This window comes from Roseococcus sp. GW821-FHT12F05, assembly GCF_058806835.1.
Map to the genome: position 1 here is coordinate 490,085 of NZ_JBXAQB010000003.1, position 23,159 is coordinate 513,243.

General features: G+C 69.6%; 18 protein-coding genes, 1 tRNA gene and 1 riboswitch. Of the genes, 16 read left to right on the forward strand and 3 right to left on the reverse strand.

Going from position 1 to position 23,159, the window contains the following annotated elements:
* Positions 1-63: 63 nt before the first annotated feature.
* Positions 64-304: riboswitch (cobalamin riboswitch) on the reverse strand.
* 26 nt (positions 305-330) lie between these two features.
* Complete coding sequence (locus AC1ROY_RS10760) at positions 331-1,044, reverse strand: tRNA1(Val) (adenine(37)-N6)-methyltransferase (RefSeq protein ID WP_493148801.1); 714 nt, start codon at positions 1,042-1,044, stop codon at positions 331-333.
* Positions 1,037-1,234 (reverse strand): putative signal transducing protein, encoded by a 198-nt coding sequence (locus AC1ROY_RS10765; protein WP_493148802.1) that lies wholly within the window; start codon positions 1,232-1,234, stop codon positions 1,037-1,039. The genes AC1ROY_RS10760 and AC1ROY_RS10765 overlap by 8 nt, the downstream gene beginning before the upstream one ends.
* Positions 1,235-1,463: 229 nt before the next feature.
* On the opposite strand from AC1ROY_RS10765, the gene AC1ROY_RS10770 reads away from it, so the two are divergent.
* The 7 genes from AC1ROY_RS10770 to AC1ROY_RS10800 all read left to right on the forward strand — a co-directional run bounded on the left by AC1ROY_RS10770 (position 1,464) and on the right by AC1ROY_RS10800 (position 11,953).
* Positions 1,464-2,420 (forward strand): polyprenyl synthetase family protein, encoded by a 957-nt coding sequence (locus AC1ROY_RS10770; protein WP_493149023.1) that lies wholly within the window; start codon positions 1,464-1,466, stop codon positions 2,418-2,420.
* A 93-nt stretch (positions 2,421-2,513) separates the two neighbouring features.
* Positions 2,514-3,494: an isopenicillin N synthase family dioxygenase gene (locus AC1ROY_RS10775; RefSeq protein ID WP_493148803.1), complete on the forward strand. Its 981-nt coding sequence runs from the start codon at positions 2,514-2,516 to the stop codon at positions 3,492-3,494.
* Positions 3,495-3,583: 89 nt separating this feature from the next.
* On the forward strand, positions 3,584-5,164 hold the full coding sequence (locus AC1ROY_RS10780) for an ABC transporter substrate-binding protein (RefSeq protein ID WP_493148804.1): 1,581 nt from the start codon (positions 3,584-3,586) through the stop codon (positions 5,162-5,164).
* A 151-nt stretch (positions 5,165-5,315) separates the two neighbouring features.
* Complete coding sequence (locus tag AC1ROY_RS10785; protein ID WP_493148805.1) at positions 5,316-6,698, forward strand: M20/M25/M40 family metallo-hydrolase; 1,383 nt, start codon at positions 5,316-5,318, stop codon at positions 6,696-6,698.
* A gap of 31 nt (positions 6,699-6,729) precedes the next feature.
* Entirely contained in the window at positions 6,730-8,268 is a 1,539-nt protein-coding gene (locus tag AC1ROY_RS10790; RefSeq protein ID WP_493148806.1) for an AbgT family transporter, read from the forward strand.
* 34 nt (positions 8,269-8,302) lie between these two features.
* Positions 8,303-10,114, forward strand: a complete 1,812-nt coding sequence (locus AC1ROY_RS10795; RefSeq protein ID WP_493148807.1) for an SLC13 family permease — start codon at positions 8,303-8,305, stop codon at positions 10,112-10,114.
* 12 nt (positions 10,115-10,126) lie between these two features.
* Positions 10,127-11,953: an SLC13 family permease gene (locus AC1ROY_RS10800; RefSeq protein ID WP_493148808.1), complete on the forward strand. Its 1,827-nt coding sequence runs from the start codon at positions 10,127-10,129 to the stop codon at positions 11,951-11,953.
* Between the two features lie 21 nt (positions 11,954-11,974).
* Here AC1ROY_RS10800 and AC1ROY_RS10805 read toward each other — a convergent pair.
* Positions 11,975-12,048 (reverse strand) — tRNA-Cys (locus AC1ROY_RS10805).
* Between the two features lie 124 nt (positions 12,049-12,172).
* Between AC1ROY_RS10805 and AC1ROY_RS10810 the strand changes: the two genes are divergently transcribed.
* The 9 genes from AC1ROY_RS10810 to AC1ROY_RS10850 all read left to right on the forward strand — a co-directional run bounded on the left by AC1ROY_RS10810 (position 12,173) and on the right by AC1ROY_RS10850 (position 23,158).
* Positions 12,173-12,853: a protein-L-isoaspartate O-methyltransferase family protein gene (locus AC1ROY_RS10810; RefSeq protein ID WP_493148809.1), complete on the forward strand. Its 681-nt coding sequence runs from the start codon at positions 12,173-12,175 to the stop codon at positions 12,851-12,853.
* Positions 12,854-12,963: 110 nt separating this feature from the next.
* Positions 12,964-14,430 carry a TolC family outer membrane protein gene (locus AC1ROY_RS10815; protein ID WP_493148810.1) on the forward strand — a complete coding sequence of 489 codons (1,467 nt, stop codon included), beginning with the start codon at positions 12,964-12,966 and terminating at the stop codon, positions 14,428-14,430.
* Between the two features lie 38 nt (positions 14,431-14,468).
* Positions 14,469-15,011: a DUF2497 domain-containing protein gene (locus AC1ROY_RS10820; protein WP_493148811.1), complete on the forward strand. Its 543-nt coding sequence runs from the start codon at positions 14,469-14,471 to the stop codon at positions 15,009-15,011.
* Positions 15,012-15,063: 52 nt separating this feature from the next.
* Entirely contained in the window at positions 15,064-17,760 is a 2,697-nt protein-coding gene (locus AC1ROY_RS10825) for a valine--tRNA ligase (RefSeq protein WP_493148812.1), read from the forward strand.
* A gap of 102 nt (positions 17,761-17,862) precedes the next feature.
* Positions 17,863-19,581, forward strand: coding sequence for a dihydroxy-acid dehydratase (gene ilvD, locus AC1ROY_RS10830; protein ID WP_493148813.1), 1,719 nt, complete (start codon positions 17,863-17,865; stop codon positions 19,579-19,581).
* Between the two features lie 78 nt (positions 19,582-19,659).
* Positions 19,660-20,250: a hypothetical protein gene (locus AC1ROY_RS10835; RefSeq protein ID WP_493148814.1), complete on the forward strand. Its 591-nt coding sequence runs from the start codon at positions 19,660-19,662 to the stop codon at positions 20,248-20,250.
* A 103-nt stretch (positions 20,251-20,353) separates the two neighbouring features.
* A complete protein-coding gene (locus AC1ROY_RS10840) occupies positions 20,354-21,259 on the forward strand; it encodes a flagellin (RefSeq protein ID WP_493148815.1) in 906 nt (301 codons plus the stop codon).
* 94 nt (positions 21,260-21,353) lie between these two features.
* Complete coding sequence (locus AC1ROY_RS10845; RefSeq protein ID WP_493148816.1) at positions 21,354-21,695, forward strand: flagellar biosynthesis regulator FlaF; 342 nt, start codon at positions 21,354-21,356, stop codon at positions 21,693-21,695.
* An 11-nt stretch (positions 21,696-21,706) separates the two neighbouring features.
* The gene (locus tag AC1ROY_RS10850) at positions 21,707-23,158 is read left to right on the forward strand and encodes a tetratricopeptide repeat protein (RefSeq protein ID WP_493148817.1); all 1,452 of its coding nucleotides are present in this window, start codon (positions 21,707-21,709) and stop codon (positions 23,156-23,158) included.
* Position 23,159 lies beyond the last annotated feature (1 nt).

The following is a 23,159-nucleotide window of genomic DNA, read 5'->3' on the forward strand; positions in this document are numbered from 1 at the left end:
TAGGCACACCCTGCTCACCTGCCCCGGTGCACCCCGCCCGGATCCCATGGGTTGCGGCGGCCTTCCGGCGCGTCGGCCACGGCAGGTCTCCTGGCTCGCGGGTCACGGAAGCGGGCCCTGCCTTCCCGCGGCTTCCGCCGCAGTGGCCCGCCGCGCCTTGGGCGCGACGGAGGGGCCAGCGTCTCGCCGCTGACAGTTGCGGGGGCAGCTGCCGACTTGCCCGGAGCGGGGGAGCATTCCCCCGGCGGACGCACGGCATTCCCTTTTCACCCGCTCGCGCGGGACCGGTGCAGCGTCATGCTGGCAAGGCGGGCCGCGTGGCGCAAGGGCTCAGAGGGCCGCGCCGTCCCGCAGCACGGCATGGGCGGCGGCGGTGGCGCTGCCGTCGGCCTCGTGCAGTGCGAGGCCGGGGAGCATCTCGTCCGCGCCGCGACCGCCCTTCCGGGCCTGGATGAGGATGCGCTTGGCCGCCGCGCCGGCCCGCGGCCAGAGCGGCAGCAGCCGCACCGAGCCGCAGCCGGCGTCACGGAACCCAGCGGCCGCCTCGGCCAGGCGCGCGGCGGGCAGGACCAGCGACACCGTTCCCTTGTGCCGCAGCGGCCGGGTCAGCGCCGCGATCCAGGCCGAGAGCGGCGCGTCCTCATGCGCCGCCTGTCGGCGCCCGGCGTCCGGCGAGGCGGTGCCCCCGGTCCAGTAGGGCGGGTTGGCCATGGCGTGCTGCATCGGCGCGAGGGCGGGCAGCGCGCAGCAATCCTCGGCGAGGATGGTGGCCTTTGCCCCGTTGAGGGCCACGTTGCGGACGGCGATCGCGGCCAGCTCCGGGTCGCGCTCCACCGCCGTGACCACGATTCCCGGCACCCGCGCCGCCAGGCAGAGGAACGCCGCGCCCGTCCCGCAGCCGATCTCCAGCACCGAATCCCCCGTCCGGGCCGGCACGAAAGCGGCCAGCAGCACCGGGTCGATCGCCGCCCGGAACCCCTGCCGCGGCTGCAGCAGCCGCACCCGGCCGCCGAGCAGCCCGTCCTCGGTCAGGTCCTCAGACACCGGCGTCCCGCAGCAGCCGCCGCGCCCGTGCCGCGTCCGCCGCCGTCACCGCCAGCCGGCGCGGGAAGATCGACAGGCCCAGTCCCGCCAGGTTCTGGTCGAGCTGCACCACCTCGATCCCCGCGCCGCGCAGGAGCGCCGCCAGGAATTGGATTCGAACCGGATCGGCGTCCTCGGCGACCACATCCATCGCGGGAAATCCTTGATTTGCCTCGCCTTGCCGCCATGTCGGCTGCTCGGGTATCCTGCATCGGCCCGGCCGGGGTCAAGGCTGGACGCAACTTCAGGGGTTTGGACGAGTGGCGGGTGCGATTGACGCGAAACGGGATGGCGCCAGGCCGCACAATGCCAACCCGCGCGATGCCAACCCGCGCGATGCCAGCCCGCGCGACCGGGGCGAGGGCGCGCTCGCCCGGCTGATGGACCTCGTGGCCGAGGATCTCGCCGCCTGCAACCGCCTCATCGTCGAGCGCATGCACAGCCAGGTGGCGCTGATCCCGCAACTCGCGGCGCATATCGTGGCGGCCGGCGGCAAGCGGCTGCGGCCGCTGCTGACGCTGGCGGCCTCGAAGCTCTGCGGCTATTCCGGCGCGCGGCACGTGGCGCTCGCCGCCTGCGTGGAGTTCATCCATACCGCCACCCTCCTGCACGACGACGTGGTGGACGAGAGCGAGCTCCGCCGGGGGCAGGCCAGCGCCAATGCGCTCTTCGGCAACAAGCCCTCGGTCCTCGTAGGCGACTTCCTGTTCGCCCGCGCCTTCCAGCTGATGATCGAGGACAGGAGCCTCGAGGTGCTGCGCATCCTGGCCGCCGCCTCGGCCACCCTCGCCGAGGGCGAGGTGCTGCAGCTCATCACCCAGAACGACCTGTCCAGCACCGAGGCGCAGTATCTCGAGGTCATCGAGGGCAAGACCGCCTCGCTCTTCGCCGCCGCCACGCGGATCGGCGCTGTCGTCGCCGACCGCCCGGTGGCCGAGGCCGAGGCCCTGGATGCCTATGGCCACAATCTCGGCATCGCCTTCCAGCTCGTGGACGACGCGCTCGACTACTCGGCCGAGCAGGCGCGGCTCGGGAAGACCGTGGGCGACGACTTCCGGGAGGGGAAGATCACGCTTCCCGTCCTCCTGGCCTTCCATGACGGCGACGATGCGGAAAAGGTCTTCTGGAAACGGACGCTGGAGGACGGCGAGCAGGGAGCCGGCGATCTCGCCGAGGCGCAGCGGCTGCTGGCGCGGTGCCGGGGCATCGAGCGCACCGTCGACCGCGCGGAGACCTACGGGGATGCCGCGATCCGGGCGCTCGACATCTTCCCGCCGAGCGAGGCCAAGCTGGCGCTCATCGACGTGGTCCGGTTCTGCATCGAACGGGCGCGCTGAGCTCGGTTTAGAAAAATTCAACCAGGAGCGAGTTCTTTTGGTTTGACCCGGAGCCCCGCGGCCGCGACCGTTCGGTGACACCGGAGGCTCCTCATGTCCCAAGACATCCCCATCCTCGACCTCGGCCCCTTCCTGGCCGGCGCGCCCGGCGCGCTCGAGGCCACCGCCGCGCAGCTGCGCCAGACCAACGAGACCGTCGGCTTCCTCTACATCGCCAATCACGGCGTGCCGCAGGAGCTGATCGACCGCACCTTTGCCGCCGCGGCCGCCTTCCATGCCCAGCCCATCGAGACCAAGATGGAGCTGAAGGTCGACGCGGCCATGCAGGGCTACCTGCCCATGCGCGGCTCGACCACGCGCAGCTCCACCATCAACGCCAACAACAAGCCCAACGAGAACGAGGCCTTCTTCCTCAAGCGCGAGGACCAGACGGGCGTCGCCAACCGCTGGCCGAGCGTCCCCGGCTTCCGCGAGGCGGCCACGGCCTATTACGACGCGCTGGAAAGCCTCGCCCAGCGCGTGCTCCCGCTCTACGCCCGCGCGCTGGAGCTGCCGGCCGACTACTTCGACGACAAGTGCTCGCGCCCCTTCAGCTCGCTGCGGCTCAGCCACTACCCGCCGGTGAAGGAATACGACGAGAACCAGTTCGGCATCGCGCCGCACACGGACAGCACCTTCATCACGCTGCTCGCGCAGAACAAGGTGCCGGGCCTACAGATCCGCCGCGCCGACGGCGTCTGGATCGACGCGCCGGTGATCGAGGGCACCTTCATCGTCAACACCGGCGACATCCTGCATCGCTGGACCAACGGCCGCTTCCTCTCGACGCCGCACCGCGCCTTCAACATCTCGGACCAGCCGCGCTACGCTATCCCCTATTTCTTCCACCCGAATTCCGAGGCGGTCATCGAGTGCCTGCCGACCTGCAAGGCCGCGGGCGAAGAGCCAAAGTTTCCGACGCAGACCGTCGGCGAATACATGGCCTGGTTCCGCGGCCGGAACTACGATCACATCCGCAAGGCCGCGGCCGAGGCGGAGGCCGCGAAGCTGGCCCAGGCCGCCGCGGCGGAGTAGCCTCCGCTGGACGACGGCGCCCCCGGAGAGGGGCGCCCAACAAGAAACGCGCCGCACATGGTCCCGGAACATTGAAGAAGAGGCCTGCCATGACCTTGCGCCGGACCGCGCTCGCCCTCGTTGCCCTCGCCGCCGGATGGGGCAGCGCAGCCCAAGCGCAGGAGCGCACGCTGCGCGTCTCGCTCAACACCGAGCTGCAGATCCTCGACGGCATCGTCACCACGACCAATGCGACGCGCGTCTTCTCCTACCTCGTCTACGACATGCTCTTCGCCATCGACGACGACGGGAACTACCACCCGCAGATGGTCGAAAGCTTCACCGTCAGCGACGACCGGCTGACCTATACCTTCCGGCTGCGCGAGGGGCTGGAGTTCCATGACGGCCAGCCCGTCACCACCGAGGACGTCGTCGCCTCGATCCGCCGCTGGGCCCAGCGCGAGGCTCTCGGGCAGCAGATCATGCGCGCCGCCGAGAGTTTTCAGGCGATCGACGCCCGGACCTTCGAGCTGAAGCTGCGCGAGCCCTATGCCTACGTCATCGAGGCGCTGGGCAAGCCGGGCAACACGATCCCCGTGATCATGCCCGCTCGTCTCGCCGCCACCACGCCGCACACCACGGCCGTCGCGGACCAGGTGGGCTCCGGCCCCTTCATCTTCGAGCGCTCCACCTGGCGGCCCGGCGAGCGCGCGATCTTCCGCCGCAACCCGCGCTACCGGCCGCGTTCCGAGCCTGCCTCGGGCCTCGCCGGCGGCAAGGTCGCGCATTTCGACCGCATCGACGTGATCAGCGTGCCCGACCAGGCGACGCGCGCCACCGCGCTGCAGGCCGGCGAGCTCGACTTCCTGGAGATCCTGCCTGCCGACTACATCGCGCCGCTGCGCCGCAACCGGAACATCCGCATCGCCAATCCCCGCGGCGCCGGGCAGATCATGAGCATCCTGCAGATCAACCACGAGCAGCCGCCCTTCAACAACCCGGCGATCCGACGCGCGGCGCAGCTCGCGGTCAACCAGGCGGATGTGATGGCCTCGCTCGGCCTGCCCGAGGGGCTCTACATGCAGAGCTGCGAGGCGCTCTACATGTGCGACACGGAGGGCCAGAGCGACGCCGGCACCGGGATCTTCCGCGATGCCGGCCCGGCGCGCGCGCGGCAGCTCCTGCGCGAGGCGGGCTACGCCAACGAGCCCGTTGTCTTCCTGCATTCCGAGAGCTCGGCGCTGCTGAACCCGATGGGCCTCGTCCTGATGGACCAGCTGCGGCAGGCCGGGTTCAACGTGCAGAACGTGACCACGGACTACGCGACGGCGGCGGCGCGGCGGCTCAACCGCTCACCGGTCTCGGCCGGCGGCTGGAACCTGATGAACGTCATCTGGAACGGCGTCGATCTCGTGAATCCCCTGGCCAATCCGGGCGTCGCCTACAACTGCCAGAACATTCCGAGCTGGTTCTGCGACTCCCGCCAGACCGAGCTGCTGCGGCAGGTGGCCACGGCCCGCACGCCGGAGGAACGCCGGCGCCACGCCGAGGAACTGCAGGCGGCCTTCCACGACAACGTGAACGCCATCCTGGCCGGGCAGTTCACGGCGCCGGCGGCCTATCGGGCGGATCTGCAGGGCGTGATCGACTTCCCGATCGCCGTCTTCTGGAACATGTCGCGGCGGCGGTAGCCACCTGTGGGACGGCCCGCCAAGGCGCGGGACACCCGACGCATCCCACCCATGTCATGAGTCGGTAGCCTTTCCGAAAGGGCGGGAGCGGGGTTTCGGCGCGTGAGCGCCGGGGGCAGGCTTCGCGCACACGACCCTCCGGAGGCCCCGCATGTCTGAGCTCGACCAGGTTCTCGCGCATATCGATTCCGACCTCGATGCCGCGCTGGAGCGGCTTTTCGCCACGCTCCGCATCAAGTCCATCTCCACCGATCCCGCCTACAAGGCGGATTGCCAGACCTGCGCCGACTGGCACGTGGCCGATCTTGCCGGCATCGGCTTCGAGGCCAGCGCGCGGCCGACGCCGGGCCATCCCATCGTGGTGGCGCACGACCGCAGCGCCGCCGGCCCCTCGGCGCTGTTCTACGGGCATTACGACGTGCAGCCGGTGGACCCGCTGGAGCTCTGGACGCGCGATCCCTTCGAGCCCGCGATCGAGACGCGCGCGGACGGGACGAAGGTCCTGCGCGGCCGCGGCACCGCCGACGACAAGGGCCAGCTGATGACCTTCGTCGAGGCCTGCCGCGCCTGGAAGGCCGTCACCGGCAAGCTGCCCATCCCCGTCACCATCCTGCTGGAGGGCGAGGAGGAAAGCGGCGGCGTGAACCTGCCGCCCTTCCTGAAGTCCAACGCGGACGAACTGAAGGCCGATATCGGCCTGATCTGCGACACCAACATGTGGGATGCGCAGACCCCGGCCATCACCACCATGCTGCGCGGCCTCTGCGGCGAGGAGGTGATCATCCACGCCGCCGACCGCGACCTGCATTCGGGCTTCTACGGCTCGGCCGCGGCCAATCCCAACCGGGTCCTCGCGAAAGTCCTTGCGGGCCTGCACGACGAGAACGGCCGCGTCACCCTGCCGGGCTTCTACGACGGCGTGCCCGAGCTGCCGAACGCGCTGCGCGAGCAGTGGGACACTCTGGGCTTCGACCCCGCGCACTTCCTCGGCGCCGTGGGCCTTTCGGTGCCGGCCGGCGAGCGGGGACGCTCGGTGCTGGAGATGACCTGGTCCCGCCCGACCTGCGAGATCAACGGCATGGGCGGCGGCTACCAGGGCGCCGGCTTCAAGACCGTGATCCCCTCCATGGCCTCGGCCAAAGTCTCATTCCGCCTCGTCTTCGACCAGGACCCGCACGCCATCCGCAAGGCCTTTCGGGAATATGTGCAAGCCAGCATCCCCGCCGACTGCCGCGCCGAGTTCATCGAGCACGGCTCGGGCCAGGCCATCCGCTTCCCGATCGACGCGCCGGAATTCGAGAAGGCCCGCCAGGCGCTGACCGAGGAGTGGAACAAGCCCGGCGTCTTCATCGGCGGCGGCGGCTCCATCCCGGTGACGCACGAGCTGAAGAAGGCACTGGGGATGGACGTCATCCTCGCCGGCTTCGGCCTGGAGGACGACCGCATCCACAGCCCCAACGAGAAATACGACCTGGAGTGCTTCCGGCGCGGCATCCGCTCCTGGGCGCGCATCCTCGACGCACTGGCACGCTGAACCAGAACACATCCCGAAGAGGATCCGTCCGATGAGCGCAGTGGCGCAGCCCCCCAAGACCTCGATGCAGAAGATGCTCGATGTCGTCGAGAGGGTGGGCAACCGGGTGCCGCACCCCGTCCTCATCTTCGTGATCCTGATCGGGATCGTGGTCGTCCTCTCCGCCATCCTGGGTGGGATGGGCGTCAGCGTCTCCTTCCAGCAGGTGAACATCGAGACCGACAAGGTCGAGCCCATGACGGTGGCGGCGCGCAGCCTGCTCACCGTCGAGGGCATCCGGTTCATGTTCACCGGCGTCGTGCAGAACTTCATGAACTTCAACGCGGTAGGCGTGATCATCATCGCGATGGTGGGCGTGGGCGTCGCGGAGGAGGCGGGGCTCGTCAAGGCGCTGATCCGCAAGCTGGTGGTGGTCGCGCCGCCCAAGGCGCTGACCTACATCCTGGTCTTCGTCGGCATCGTCTCCAGCATCGCGGCCGATGCCGGCTACCTCGTGCTGATCCCGCTGGCGGCGGCGGCTTTCCTCAGCGTCGGGCGGCATCCGCTGGCGGGGCTCGCGGCGGCCTTCGCGGCGGTGGCCTCGGCCTTCCTGGTGAACGTGCTGATCGTGCCGGTGGACGGTATCCTGACGGAGATCACCAACGACGCCATCGCGCTGGTGAATCCGAACATCAGGATCGACCTCGCGGCCAATCTCTGGTTTTCCATCGCCTCGGTGGTGATGCTGACGGTCCTGATCGCCGTCATCACGGAGCGGGTGATCGAGCCGCGCCTGGGCACCTACACCGGCGACTACCGGCTGGAGGGCGACACGGGCCTCTCGGACGACGAGGGGCGGGGCCTGCGCTGGGCGCTCTGGGGGATGATCGGCGTCTTCGCCTTCCTCATGCTGCTGCTGCTGCCGCCGGGGGCGCCGCTGCGCAACCCGGAGACGGGCGCGATCATCGGCAACTCGCCCTTCATGAACAGCCTGATCGTCTCGATCGCTCTGGTCTTCCTGGTCTGCGGCGTGGCCTATGGGCTCGGCGCGCGGACCATGAAGTCCACCAACGACGTGATATCAGCCATGGAGAAGGCGATCCGCAGCCTCGCGGGCCTGATCCTGCTGCTGCTGGTGATCAGCCAGTTCATCGCCTTCTTCAACTACACCAACATGGCGACGCTGGCCGCCGTCTCGCTGGCCGAGGTGCTGACGCGCGCGAACCTCAACGCGGTCTGGCTGCTGGTGGGCTTCGTGGTGGTGGTCTTCCTGCTCGACCTCATCATCACCGCGGCGATCGCCAAATGGGCCATCTTTGCGCCGATCTTCGTGCCGCTGCTGATGCAGCTCGGCATGACGCCGGAGGCGGTGCTGGCGGCCTACCGCGTGGGCGATTCGCCGATGAACGCCATCACCCCGCTCAACGCCTATTTCGCGATGATCGTGACCTTCGCCATCAAGTACCAGAAGGATGCCGGCGTCGGCACGGTGATCGCGCTGATGCTGCCCTATGTGGTGGTGCTGAGCGTCGTCTGGACCGCCTTCCTGGTGCTCTGGTACCTGGCGGGGCTGCCATGGGGTCTGGGCTGAGCGCCATCGCCCGCCGGGCGCGGGGCTCCGCGCCGTGAGCGACATCTCCATCACCTTCGCCGTCATCGGCGTGATGGTGCTGCTCTTCGTCTCCAACCGCGTGCCCATCGCGCCGGTGGCGCTGGCGGCCGCGCTCACCCTCTACTTCACTGGCATCCTCGACCATCGCGAGGCGCTGGCCGGCTTCGGCGACACGACGGTGCTCTTCATCGCCTCGCTCTTCGTGGTGAGCGCGAGCCTGGACGCAACCGGCGTCACCGCCTGGGCGGGCAAGCTGCTGATCGCCCAGGCGGGGAAGAGCCGCCGCCGCCTGCTGGTGCTCGCCATGCTGCTGGTCGCCTTCCTCACGGCGCTGATCGGGTCCAGCGGGGCGGTCTCGGCGCTGCTGCCGGTGCTGGTGCTGGTGGCGGTGCGGCTGGGCTGGTCGCCCTCGCAGCTCATGATGCCGCTGGCCTTCGCCTCCTATTCGGGCTCCATGCTGGTGCTGACCGGCAGCCTCGTGAACGTGCTGGTCTCCGACGCCGCGACGGAGGCGGGGATGGCGCCCTTCGGCTATTTCGAGGTGACAGCGGTCGGCCTTCCGCTGCTGGCGGGCACGATCGTGATCGTCGTCTTCTTCGGCGAGCGGCTGCTGCCGATGCGGGCCGGGCGCGGCATCCCGCAGGACCTCAGCCGGCATTCCGGCACGCTGGCCGAGCAGTACCAGGTCTTCGAGAGCATGCACCGGCTTGTGATCACGCCTGATTCGCCCTTCGTCGGCCAGCCGAGCCCGGCGATCGAGGCGGAGAACCGCCCCGGCCTCAGCCTGATCGCGATCCGGCCCGGCGGCGGGCGGCCGCCCATGGCCAATCCGGTGCTGGCCGCGGGCGACATTCTCTTCATGCGCGGCGAGTCCCAGGCCGTCGCCGATTTCGCCGCGGAAAAGCAGCTCGAGGATGCCGAGCCGGCGAAGCGCGCCGAGCTCAGCGCCTCGCTCTTCAACCAGACCCACGGCTTCACGGAGGTGGTGCTGCCGCCGCGCTCCGGGCTGATCGGCGATACGGTCTTCCCGGGGATGATCACGCCGGAGGGCGACCTCATCATCCTCGGCATCCAGCGGCGCGGCGAGAATCTGGGCCCCGGCAAGGTGAAGCTGGCCGCCGGTGACACGCTGCTGGTCCAGGGCCGCTGGGAGGCGCTGGAGAAGCATTCGGACGATCCGGACGTGCTGGTGGTGGCCTCGCCGGAGGCCATCCGCGGCCAGGCCATCCCGCTCGGCACGGGGGCGGCGCGGGCGGTGGCGATCCTGCTGGCCATGGTCGCGGCGCTGGCGACGGGGGTGGTGCCGAGCGTCATCGCCGGCGTCACGGCGGCCTGCGCGACGGTGCTGCTCGGCGTGCTGAAGGCCGAGCGAGCCTATCGCGCGATCAACTGGACGGCGCTGATCATGATCGCCTCGTTGATCCCGCTCTCCATCGCCATGCGCAAGACGGGGGCCGCCACGCTGATCGCCGACACGCTGGTCGGGCTGCTCGGCGAGGCCAGCCCCTACAAGATGCTGGCCGCGCTCTTCGTGCTGACGGCGCTGCTCGGCCAGCTCATCAGCAGCACGGCGACGGCGCTGATCCTCATCCCGGTCGCGATCGCCACGGCCACCGAGGTCGGCATCTCGCCGCGCACCACGCTGGTCGTGGTCGCCGTCGCGGCAGCCGCATCGTACCTCACTCCCATCGCCGCCTCGGCCAGCCTGATGGTGCAGGGGCCGGGGGGCTACCGCTTCGGCGACTACTGGAAGCTCGGCCTGCCGTTGCTTGGCTGGTCCTTCCTGATCGCGACCTTTCTCGTGCCTGTCTTCTGGCCATTCTGAGGGGCGTCCCCCATGAACATCGACCTGATCCTCGTCCTCCTCCTGCTCGGCACCGCCGTCGTCATGTTCGTGGCGAATCGCCCGCGCATGGACGCCGTCGCCCTCATCATGATCGCGGTGATGCCGCTCACCGGCGTCATCACCATCAACGAGGCGCTGGCGGGCTTCTCGGACGCCAATATCGTGCTGATCGCGGCCCTCTTCGTGATCGGCGAGGGGCTGGTGCGCACCGGCGTCGCGCGGCGCATGGGCGACTGGCTGAACGCCAAGGCCGGCAACAGCGAGACGCGGATGCTGATCCTGCTGATGCTGGCCTCGGGCGGGCTCGGTGCCTTCATGAGCTCGACGGCTGTCGTGGCGATCTTCATCCCGGTCGTGCTGCGGATCTGCCAGAACACCGGCACGGCGCCGAGCCAGCTCATGATGCCGCTCAGCATCGCGGCGCTGATGAGCGGCATGATGACCCTGGTCGCCACCGCGCCGAACCTCGTGGTGAATGCGGAACTGGTGCGGCAGGGGGGCGCGGGCTTCGGCTTCTTCAGCTTCACGCCCTTCGGCCTGCCGATGCTGATCATCGGCACGGCCTACATGTTCTTCGCGCGCCGGCTGCTTCCGAGCGCGCGGCCGGCCATGGCCGGGCAGGGGCGGGCCAACCTGCAGGACTGGGTGGAGCAGTACGGGCTGGCCGAGCGCGCCTATCGCGTGCGGATCATGATGGGCTCGCCGCTGGTCGGGCAGAAGCTGGACGACCTCTCGCTGCGGTCGAGCGGGGTGAACCTGCTGGCCATCGAGATCGGCGGCCGCTTCTCGACCGAGGTGATCCGCCCCTCGGCCCGGACGGTGCTGGAGGCCGGGCAGATCCTGCTGCTTGACGTCATCCTGCCCGATGTCGAGATCGAGGCTCTCCGGGAGAGGTACGGGCTCCAGATCCTCCCGCTCGGCGACGGCAGCTACGTCACCGAGCGCTCGCAGGAGATCGGCATGGCGGAGGTCATCATCCCGGCCGATTCGCCGCTGGTGGGCCAGACGGTGCTGCAGGCGCGGGTGCGCTCCGAATCGGGCCTCACCGTCATCGGGCTGCGGCGGGGGCGGAAGGTGCTGAGCCAGGGGCTGCTGGAGGAGCATCTCAAGGTCGGCGACACGCTGCTGGTGACGGGCTTCTGGTCGGACATCCGGCGGCTTCAGTCCGAGTTCTCCGACATGGTGCTCCTCGGCCTGCCGGCCGAGATGGATGAGGTGCTACCGGCCGCCAGCAAGGCGCCGCAGGCCGTGGCCATCCTGGCGCTGACGGTGGGCCTCATGATCAGCGGTCTCGTGCCCAACGTGCATGCGGCGCTGATCGGCTGCCTGCTGATGGGCGCCTTCGGCTGCATCGACATGAACGCGGCCTACCGCTCCATCAGCTGGAAGAGCCTGATCCTCATCGTCGGCATGCTGCCCTTCTCGCTGGCCCTGCAGCGGACGGGCGGGGTGGAACTGGCGGCCGATGCGGTGACGGCCATCGCCGGCAACGCCTCGCCGCGCATGGTGCTGGGGCTGCTCTTCCTGATCACGGCGATGCTGGGGCTGTTCATCTCCAACACGGCCACCGCCGTGCTGATGGCGCCGGTGGCGCTGGCGGTGGCGCGGGACATGGAGGCCTCGCCCTATCCCTTCGCCATGATCATCGCGCTCGCGGCCTCGACGGCCTTCATGACGCCCATCTCCTCGCCGGTGAACACGCTGGTGGTGGGTCCCGGCAATTACGGATTCGGCGATTTCGTGAAGGTCGGCGTGCCGCTCAGCCTGATCGTGATGGCCGTCAGCCTGCTGCTGGTGCCGATCCTGCTGCCGCTTTGAGGGGAGAGCGCCAGGGGGGAGTGGAGGTCCGAGGCGGAATTGAACCGCCGTAGCAGGTTTTGCAGACCTGTGCCTAACCACTCGGCCATCGGACCCCATGGGCTGCGCTGTATCGGGCCCTGCGGCGCTTCGGTCAAGGCGGGCTGCTTTCCGCGGCGCGCCACCCGGCCTATAAACCGCCCATCAGGATTGGGGTGAGTGGATATGGCGCAGAGCCTGGTGACCGATGTTCTCGCGATCGAAGAGGATTTCTCCCGGGCCCGGCGCTTCATGGTGGACGGCCAGCTCGCCCCCAACGGCATCAACGACCCGCTGCTGCTGGGCGCCATGGGCGAGATTCCGCGCGAGGCCTTCGTGCCGTCCGCGCTCCGCCACCGGGCCTATGCAGACGAGGCGGTGCCGCTTGGCGACGGCCGCTCCATGCTGGCGCCCATGGTGCTGGCCAAGATGATCCAGCTGGCGCTGCCCCAGCCGGGCGAGCGCGCGCTGGTGCTCTCGGCGGGCACCGGCTACGGCGCCGCGGTGCTGGCCCGGATGGGCCTCCAGGTCACGGCCGTCGAATCCGATGCCGCCCTGGCCGGCGCCTCCGAGCAGGCCTTCGGCTTTGGCCTGCACGGCAACCGCCCGGCGGTGATGACGGCCGACCCGAAAGCGGGCCTGCCCTCCGGCGCGCCCTTCCGGCTCATCCTCATCGAGGGCGCGGTCGAATCCGTGCCCTCGGCGCTGGGCTCGCAGCTCGGCGAGGGCGGGCGGCTGCTGGTCATCCGGCGGGAGCCGGGGCAGGTGGGGCGCATCCTCATGCTGCGGAAGCTGGGCGGCGGCCTGACCGAGGTGCCCGGTCCCGACGCGGCCGGCGCCCTGCTGCCGGACTTTGCCCCGGCGCCCGGCTTCGTCTTCTGAGTCACCTTCCCGGTTTGGGTGACTTCAAATTTCCGGCGGTGGTGCGATATGCCGGGAAGCGTCTATAATCGCCCGGCAGCGGGAACGGAGTGGGACATATGCATCTGGGCATGAGGATTGTTCTCCTGTCTGCCACGGCGGCCGGACTTTTCACGACGGGGATTTTTGCAGTCACGCCTGTCTCTGCGCAGACCATGCAGGAGGCGCTTGCCTCCACCTACAACAACAACCCGACCCTGCTCGCGGCCCGCGCCCAGCTCCGTTCGGTGGACGAGGGCGTGCCCCAGGCGCTGTCCGGCTGGCGGCCGACGGTGGTGATCGCCGGCAGCGCCGGCGTGGCCGACGTGCGCACCCGCAGCCAGAGCCAGATCTTCCGGCCCGACGGCAGCTTCTTCTTCCGCGACCCCGTGGGCCCGCTCGTCAACGGCACCACCGGCCCGATCCCGTCCACGCTCCGGCAGGAGCGCACGCCTGCCTCGGCGACGGTCACCCTGACCCAGCCGATCTACCGCGGCGGCCGGACCGTGTCGCAGACCCGGCAGGCGGAGAACACGGTGCTGGCGCAGCGCGCCCGCCTGCTCGCGACCGAGCAGCAGGTGCTGGGCGATGCCATCCAGGCCTATATCAGCATGATCCAGAACACGGAGCTGCTGCGCCTCAACATCAACAACGAGCAGGTGCTGATGCGCCAGCTCCAGGCGACCAACGAGCGGTTCCGGGTCGGCGAGATCACCCGAACTGACGTCGCCCAGGCCGAGAGCCGCCTGGCCGGCGCCCGCGCCACCCGCACCCAGTCCGAGGGCACGCTGCAGATCGCACGCGCCACCTTCGAGCGCGTGATCGGCGCCGCGCCCCAGCGGCTGACCAACCCGCAGCCGCTGAACGTGCCCGTCCGCAGCGCGGCGGAGGCCCAGGCCGTGGCCATCGCGAACAACCCCAACGTGGTGGCGGCCCTCTTCACCGCGGCCTCGGCGCGCGACAACATCGACGTGCAGATGTCGGTCCTGCTGCCGCAGATCTCGGCCAATGCCCAGGCCTTCCGGCAGGACAACCAGACGACGATCCATACCCGCCAGACGGGCGGGCAGGCCACCATCAACCTCTCGGTGCCCATCTTCCAGGGCGGCGCCGAGCATTCGGCGGTGCGCCAGGCGCGGCAGCAGGCGCAGCAGACCATCACCCAGGTGGACGAGCAGCGGCGGCTCGCGGCCCAGAACGCCTCGCAGTCCTGGGAGACGCTGCGCAGCAACCGCTCGCAGGTCGAGAGCGTCCGCGCCCAGATCCGCGCACAGGAGATCGCGCTGGACGGCGTGCAGCGCGAGGCCATCGTCGGCAGCCGCACCACGCTCGACGTGCTGAACGCCGAGCAGGAGCTGCTGAACGCGCGCACCAGCCTGGTGAATGCGCTGTCCTCGGTGATCACTGGCTCCTACGCGCTGGCGGCCTCGATCGGGCGGCTGACGGCGCAGGATCTGGGCCTGCCGGTCGAGCTCTACGACATGACGGCCTACTACAACGCCGTGCGCAACCGCTGGGTGGGCCTGGGCGACTACTCCACCGCCTCCGTCCGGCGCTGATGTCGGCCTCCAGGCCCCCGGGCGGGACGGACCCGTCGATGGACGACATCCTCGCCTCGATCCGCAAGATCCTGAACGAGGATGAGCAGGCCGCGGCGACCATCGTGCCAGCGCCGGCTGCGCCGCCGGCGGCGATCCAGCTCACGCCCGAGATGATGATCGCCCCGCCCGAGAGCCTCGCCGGCCCCGTGGTGCCCGCGACTCCCGCGGCTCCGCCCGCCCCCGAGCCTGTTCCGCCGCCCGTTCCTGCGCCAGCCCCTGTGCATGAACCCGTCCTTGGGGCCGCGCCGCCGCCGCCCCCTCAGCCGGAGCCCTTCCTCATGTCCCTGGAGCCGCAGGAAACCCCGCCGGGCCTGGTCAATCCTTCCGCCGCCGCCGCGGCCGCCTCGGCCTTCGGGCAGCTCTCCCGCCTGGCGCAGGAGCGCGCGGTGACCGTCACGCGGGGCGGCCCCTCCATCGAGGAGGTGGTGCGCGAGGAGCTGCGCCCCATGCTCAAGGCCTGGCTCGACGCCCATCTGCCGGCCACGGTGGAGCGGCTGGTGCGGGCCGAGATCGAACGGGTGATGTCCCGGCAGGGCTGACCTGCCGCTCTAAGCACTTGACGCGCCGCGCGGCGCGTTCGACCTCTGCGCGATGCTCGACAAGGCCTTCGACCCCGCCTCCATGGAATCGCGGCTCTATGCCGCCTCCGAAGCCTCCGGCGCGTTTTCCGCGCATCCGGAGCGCAATGCGCAGCCCTTCACCATCGTCATCCCCCCGCCCAACGTCACGGGCAGCCTGCATATCGGCCACGCGCTGAACAACACGTTGCAGGACGTGCTGATCCGCTACCGCCGCATGCAGGGGCGCGACGCGCTCTGGATGCCGGGCATGGACCACGCGGGCATCGCGACGCAGATGGTGGTGGAGCGCCTCCTCGCCACTCAGGGCAAGACCCGCAAGGAGCTCGGCCGCGAGGCCTTCGTGGACCGGATCTGGGAGTGGAAGGCGGAGAGCGGCGGGTCCATCACGCGCCAGCTTCGCCGGCTCGGCGCCTCGCTCGACTGGCCGCGTGAGCGCTTCACCATGGATGCCGGCCTCTCCAAGGCTGTCATCGAGGTCTTCGTGCGGCTGCACAAGGAAGGCCTGATCTACCGCGACACGCGGCTCGTGAACTGGGACCCGGTCTTCCAGACGGCGATCAGCGACCTCGAGGTCGAGAGCCGCGAGACCAAGGGGCAGATCTGGACCCTGCGCTACCCGATCGAGGGCGAGCCGGGCCGCTTCATCCTGGTGGCGACCACGCGGCCGGAGACCATGCTGGGCGACACGGCCGTGGCCGTGCATCCGGAGGATCCTCGCTTCGCCGACCTCGTGGGGAAGAAGGCCATCCTGCCGCTGGTGGGCCGCGCGATCCCGATCGTGGCGGATACGTACAGCGATCCGGAGAAGGGCACGGGCGCGGTGAAGATCACCCCCGCGCACGACTTCAACGACTACAATGTCGGCCGCCGGCACGACCTGCCGATGCCCTCGGTGCTGGACGCCGAGGCGCGCATCTGGCTCGACGAGATCGCGGGCGACCTGCGCGCGGTGGAGGGCGTGGCCGATCCGGGCTTCGTGCGATCGCTGGCCGGGGTGGACCGCTTCGAGGCGCGCAAGCGCATCGTGGCGGAGCTGGAGCGGCTGGAGCTGTTCGAGAAGGTCGAGCCGCACAGCAACACCGTGCCGCATGGCGACCGCTCGGGCGTGCCGATCGAGCCGCGGCTGACGCTGCAATGGTATTGCGATGCGGCGACGCTGGCGAAGCCGGCCATCGAGGCGGTGGAGACCGGCAGGACCGAGTTCGTTCCCAAGCAGTGGGAGAACACCTTCTTCGCGTGGATGCGCGACATCCAGCCCTGGTGCATCTCGCGCCAGCTCTGGTGGGGGCATCGGATTCCGGCCTGGTACGGGCCGGAGGGTAGCATCTTCGTCGAGAAGGATGAAGAAACGGCGAAGGAAGCCGCGCGGCAAAAGTTCGGCCGCGATGTGGAGCTCACCCGCGACGAGGACGTGCTGGACACCTGGTTCAGCAGCGGGCTCTGGCCCTTCTCCACGCTGGGCTGGCCCGACCAGACCCCGGAGCTCGCCAAGTACTACCCCACCGACGTGCTGGTGACGGGCTTCGACATCATCTTCTTCTGGGTCGCCCGGATGATGATGTTCGGCATCCACATCATGGGCGAGGTTCCCTTCAAGCATGTGGTCATCCATGGCCTCGTGCGCGACGAGAAGGGCGCCAAGATGAGCAAGTCGAAGGGCAATGTCCTCGACCCGCTCGAGCTCATCGATGCCTATGGCGCGGATGCCGTGCGCTTCACCCTGGCCGCGCTGGCCTCGCCGGGGCGCGACATCAAGCTCGCCAAGGCGCGGATGGAGGGCTACCGCGCCTTCGCCACCAAGCTCTGGAACGCCGCGCGCTTCTGCGAGATGAACGGCATCGCGGCGCGGCCGGGCTTCGATCCCTCCGCTGCGACGAGCCCGCTGGCGCGCTGGATCCTGGACGGGTCGAATGCCGCCCTCGCCGAGGCGACCGCCGCGCTCGACGCTTTCCGCTTCGACGACTACGCGAACGCCCTCTACCGCTTCACCTGGAACAGTTTCTGCGACTGGTTTCTGGAGTTTGCGAAGCCCGTCCTGAACGGGCCGGACGGCGCCGAGAAGGAGGAGGTGAGGGGGGCCGCACAGCATGTGCTAGGCGTGATCCTGCGCCTGCTGCATCCGGTGATGCCCTTCATCACCGAGGAGCTATGGACCCGCCTTGGTTATGGCGGCGAGGCGAGCCTGATCACCGCGCCCTGGCCCGAGGCCGTGACCGTGCAGGGGGCCGCCGAAGCCCGCGCAGAGCTGGATGGCGTGGTGCGCCTGATCTCCGAGGTGCGCGCCGTGCGCGCCGAGGTGAACGTGCCGCCCTCCGTCACCACGAAGCTGCTGGTGCAGGGCGCCGCGCCCGAGACGCTCGCCCGCGCCAACCGCTGGATCGACGCCATCCGCCGCCTCGCCCGCGTGACCGAGATCGAGGTGCTGGAGGGCGCGCCGCCCAAGGGCGTCGTGCAGGCCGTGGTCGGCGAGGCGACGCTGCTCCTGCCGCTCGCCGACGTGATCGACCTCGGCGCAGAGCGCGCCCGCCTCGCCAAGGACCGCGCCAAGGCCGAGGGCGAGGTGAAGAAGATCAACGCGAAGCTGGGCAATGCCGAGTTCATCGCCAAGGCAAAGGAGGAGGTGATCGAGGAGAACCGCGAACGCCTCGCCGATGCGGAGGCCGAGATCGCGCGGCTGGACGCGGCCATGGCGCGCATCGCGAGCTAGGTCGGATCGAGGGGCTCCGCCCCTCGGGCACCCCGGCAAGAACCTCATGTTCTTGCATCTCCGTTGAAATGGGGTTTCCTGGCGTCAGCAAAGGGAAACGCCATGACCGCCTGGGACAAGTCGCGCCTGCCGAGCCGCCACGTCAGCATCGGCCCGGAACGCGCCCCGCACCGCAGCTACTACTTCGCCATGGGCATGACCCGCGAGGAGATCGAGAGCCCGCTCGTCGGCGTCGCCTCCTGCTGGAACGAGGCCGCGCCCTGCAACATCGCGCTCAGCCGCCAGGCCCAGGCCGCCAAGCGCGGCGTGGCCGCCGCCGGCGCCGCCCCGCGCGAGTTCACCACCATCACCGTCACCGACGGCATCGCGATGGGCCACCAGGGCATGAAGGCCTCGCTGGTCTCGCGCGAGGTGATCGCGGATTCGGTCGAGCTCACCATGCGCGGCCATTGCTACGACGCGCTTGTCGGCATCGCCGGCTGCGACAAGACGCTGCCCGCCATGATGATGGTCATGCTGCGGCTGAACGTGCCGAGCGTCTTCCTCTACGGCGGCTCCATCATGCCGGGGCGCCACAACAACCGCGACGTCACGGTGCTCGACATCTTCGAGGCCGTCGGCCAGCACGCCGCCGGCAACATGTCCGACGCCGAGCTGCAGGAGCTGGAGGAGCATGCCTGCCCCGGCGCCGGCGCTTGCGGCGGGCAGTTCACCGCCAACACCATGGCCTGCATCTCCGAGGTGATCGGCCTTGCGCTGCCCTATTCGGCCGGCGCGCCGGCGCCCGACACGGAGCGCGACGAATACGCCTATCGCAGCGGCTTCGCCGTGGTGGATCTGATCAGAAGCCAGCTCCGCCCGCGCGACATCGTCACGCGCAAGGCGCTGGAGAACGCCGCGGCCATCGTGGGCGCCACAGGCGGCTCCACCAATGCCGGGCTGCACCTGCCGGCCATCGCCAACGAGGTCGGCATCGACTTTCCGCTGGAGGAGGTCGCCGCGATCATGCGGAAGACGCCCCACATCGCCGACCTCAAGCCCGGCGGGAAATACGTGGCGCTGGACGTGCATCGCGTGGGCGGCGTTCCGGTGATCATCAAGGCGCTGCTCGAGGGCGGACTGCTGCACGGCGACTGCATGACCGTGACCGGGAAGACCCTGGCGGAGAACCACCGCGACGTGGTCTTCCCGAAGGGCCAGGACGTGGTGCATCCCGTGTCCAACCCGATCTCGCCGATCGGCGGCGTGGTCGCGCTGAAGGGCAACCTCGCGGAGGAGGGGGCCATCGTGAAGATCGCCGGCCTGGAGAAGCTGCGCTTCGAGGGCACGGCGCTCTGCTTCGACTGCGAGGAGGATGCCTTCGCCGCTGTCGAGGCGCGCGCCTACAAGCCCGGCGATGTGATCGTGATCCGCTACGAGGGGCCGAAGGGCGGCCCCGGCATGCGCGAGATGCTGAGCACCACCAGCGCCATCTACGGCCAGGGCATGGGCGACAAGGTCGCGCTCATCACCGACGGACGCTTCTCGGGCGCCACGCGCGGCTTCTGCATCGGCCATGTCGGGCCGGAGGCGGCGGTGGGCGGCATGATCGGGCTGCTGAAGAATGGCGACCGCATCGTCATAGACGCCGAGGCCGGCACGATCGACGTGGAGCTGGACGGGACGGAGATCGAGCGCCGCCGGGCGGAATGGACGCCGCGTGGGCACAACTTCAACTCGGGCGTGCTCTGGAAATACGCGCAGACCGTGGGCCCGGCGCGAACCGGCGCAGTGACCCAGCCGGGCGCGCGGGCGGAGACGCATATCTATGCGGATATCTGAGCGATTTCCGCCTTGGCTTTAGCGATCCGTTAACCTTCCCGGGCCCATCCTGGCGGCAGACAGGCTTGGACCCGCAAAATGCTGGACACCCCCTCATCCATCGCCGGGCTTCAGCCGGTGATGTCGCACGCCGAGCAGCAGTTGCTGCGCCACGCCGCGGCCGGCGCGGAATCGGCCGTGGAATTCGGCTGCGGCGGCAGCACGCTTCTCCTGCTGGAAGAGCTGGGCGGACCGCTCGTCTCCGTGGAATCCGATCCCCAATGGTTGGCCCGCCTGGGCGCGGAGCCCGGCTGTGTCGCGGCGGCGGCCTCCGGCCGCTGGCGTGGCATCCATGCGGATCTGGGCCCGGTCGCCACCTGGGGCTGGCCGGCGGATTCCGCACGCTACGCCGATGGGCCGCTCTACTGGAATGCGCCCTGGCTGCTCTGCCGGGCGCCGGGCTTCGTGCTCGTCGACGGCCGCTTCCGCGTGGCCTGCGTCCTGGCCGCGCTCGCCCGCCTGGCGCCGGAGGGGGTGGTGGCGATGCATGATTTCTGGGGCCGCGAGTATTACCGGCCACTGCTGGAATTCGCCGACCTGGTCGGCACGGCCGCGAGCCTCGTCCTGCTGGCGCGAAGACCGGGAACGGAGGTCCCCGAGCCGGGACGCTTCGGGGCGGATCCACGATGAGCGGCGAAAATCGAGCCCCGTAAGCCTTTCTTAACTTCCCGACGCCCAACATGCGTCTGCCCCCGGAATTCGGGGGCAGCCAACAGGCAAAGGAAAAAGACCAATGTCGCTCAATTCCGTGAACACCAACATGGGCGCGATGGTCGCGCTCCAGTCGCTCAACAAGACCAGCGCCGAGATGGAGGTCACGCAGAAGCGCATCTCCACCGGCTATCGCGTGGCCGACGCGCGGGACGATGGCGCGGCCTATGCAGTAGCCGAGCGCATCCGCGGCGATCTCGCCTCCACCACCTCGGCCAACCAGCAGCTCGGCGGCATCAAGGGCCTGCTCGACACGACCCGCACGGGCCTGGAGAACATCTCCAACGCCCTGAAGGACGTGAAGTCCACCGTCGTGGCGCTCTCGGACGCGAACATCACGCCGGCGCAGCGCCAGCAGTACATGGCCGCGCTGAAGGAGAAGTTCAGCCAGATCTCGAACTTTGTGACGGACACGACCTATAACGGTCAGTCCATGCTCAACACCGCGGCGGCCGCCACCGCCGTGGGCACGACACTGGGCGAGATCAAGACCGTGCGCAACGGCGAGGGAGCTTCCTACTCCTTCGCCAAGATCGCCTCCAAGGGCATCAACGGCGAGGCCGGCTTCACGGCGCTGACGGCCCTGGGCATGACCACCGGCGGAGTGGCCGCGGGCACCACGCTGGCCAATGCCATCAGCAGCTTCGGCGCGGCCCTGACCACGGGCGGCGCGGTGAACGTCGCGATCAACAACACGCTGACCGCGATGAACAACCTCGGCAGCTACAGCAAGTACGTCGACAGCCAGATCAACTTCAACAAGGCGAAGATGGACGCACAGGAGGCGGGCATGGGCGCGCTGATCGATGCGGACCTGGCGAAGGAATCGGCGCGGCTGCAGTCGCTGCAAATCCGCCAGCAGCTGGGCAGCCAGGCGCTGGGGATCGCGAACCAGGCGCCCCAGGTCCTGCTGTCGCTCTTCCGCTGATCCACGCCTCGCGGGCCGGCAGGAGGCCGCCCGTCCTTCCCTCTCCGGCGCCGCCGGCCGTCGATAGTCCCCCATGATGGAGGAAACCCGTTCCATGTCCTACGCCAGCCATTCCGCCGCCGCCGGAAGCTACCGCCGCCAGCTCACGCCCAAGCAGATGGAGGCCGAAGTATACGGCCGCGCCACGCGTGCCCTGCGGGAGGCGCTGGACAACGAGAATCCCGTCATCCTCGCCCGCGCGCTGGCCGACAATCGCCGTCTCTGGGATGCGGTGCTCAGCGCCGTGATCGACCCGAGCAACCGGCTGCCCGTGCCGCTTCGCGCCCAGCTCGCCTCGCTGGCCCGCTCCGTCCTGCGCGAATGCGACGCGGAGGTTCCCGACACGGACCACATCATCCAGATCAACGAACAGATCGCGGCCGCGCTCTGGGCCTGAGGACAATCGAGATGCACATCCTCCCCGCGGCCAGGACGGCCGTTGATCCCGCTGTCGTGATGCGGCTGCTCGATCGTGGCCGCAGCATGCTGAACGAGCGGCGCACCGCCGAAGCCCTCCTCATGCTGGAGCGCGCGGTCGTGGTGCCGGGCGCACCACCGGAGGCTTTCGGCCTGCTGGCCGAGGCGCTGCTGGAGGCCGGCCGCGGCGAGGAGGCGCTCCTCGCCGCCGATACGGCGATCGCCGCCAAGGAGGCTGACGGCACGCTGCACCTGCTGCGCGCCCGGATCCGGCGTGGACAGGGAGACACCCGGGGCGGCATGGACGACGCCGCGGCCGCCGTGATGGCGCAGCCCGGCAGCCTCGAGGCCCGCACGCTCCTGGCCACCTGCCTGTCCGAGGCTGGCCGGCATGACGAGGCGCTGTTCTTCTTCCATCAGGTCTTCGAGGAGCAGCCCGGCAACGCATTGGCCGCCGCGATGCTGGCCATGGCGTTCATGCGGGCCAGCCGCTACGAGGCGGCCGAAGAGCTCTATGCCCTGGCGGAGAGCCTGTCGGGCAAGCCGCGCGGCCTCGTGGTCCTGCGCGCGCAGAACGCGATCCTGGCCGGCGAGGCCGAGCGCGCCATCACGATGCTGGAGGCGGCGCTCGCCATCTCGCCGCCGGAGAGCGGCGTCTGGTCCATGCTGGGGCAGGCCTGTCATCGGCTCGGCCTCACCGATCGGGCTGGCGAGGCCTATGCCGAAGCCTCGGCACTGGAGCCAGACAACGCCTATCTGCGGCACCTCGCCGCTGCCGTCGGCGCCCGCCCGGCGGAGACCGACCGGGCGAGCGAGCAATATGTGACCGAGGTCTTCGACGGCTTCGCGACACGCTTCGAGGAATCGCTCTTCTCGCTGGGCTATCGGATCCCGGGCGTCATGCTCCGCATGATCGAGGCGCAGCATCCGGATGTGGCACAGGGCCGCGCCATGCTGGGCGACGTGCTCGACCTGGGCTGCGGCACCGGCCTCATGGGGGCCGTCCTGTATGATCTCCTGGGTGGGCGGCTGGTCGGGATCGACCTCTCGCCGCGCATGCTGGAAGCCGCGCAGGCGAAGCAAGTCTATACCGAGCTGCGCTGCGCCGACGTCCTGACCGCGATGCAAGAGGATGGCTCGCAATATGCGGTGATCCTCATGGCCGACCTGCTCTGCTACTTCGGGGCGCTGGAGGAGGTCTTCGCCATGGCGCGGTCGCGCCTGGCGCCGGGCGGCTTCTTTCTGTTCAGCATTGAGGCCGGTGAGCCGGGCACGGGCTGGGTCCTCACCCGCAACGCCCGCTACCAGCAGAGCGCCGAATATGTCCGCTCGGCGCTGGCGCAGGCGGGCCTGGTGGCGAGTGAATTCCGGCAGGAGGTCCTGCGCTTCGAGAATGGCGAGCCGGTGAAGGGCTACATCGTCCTCGCGGCCCTGGGCCACTGAC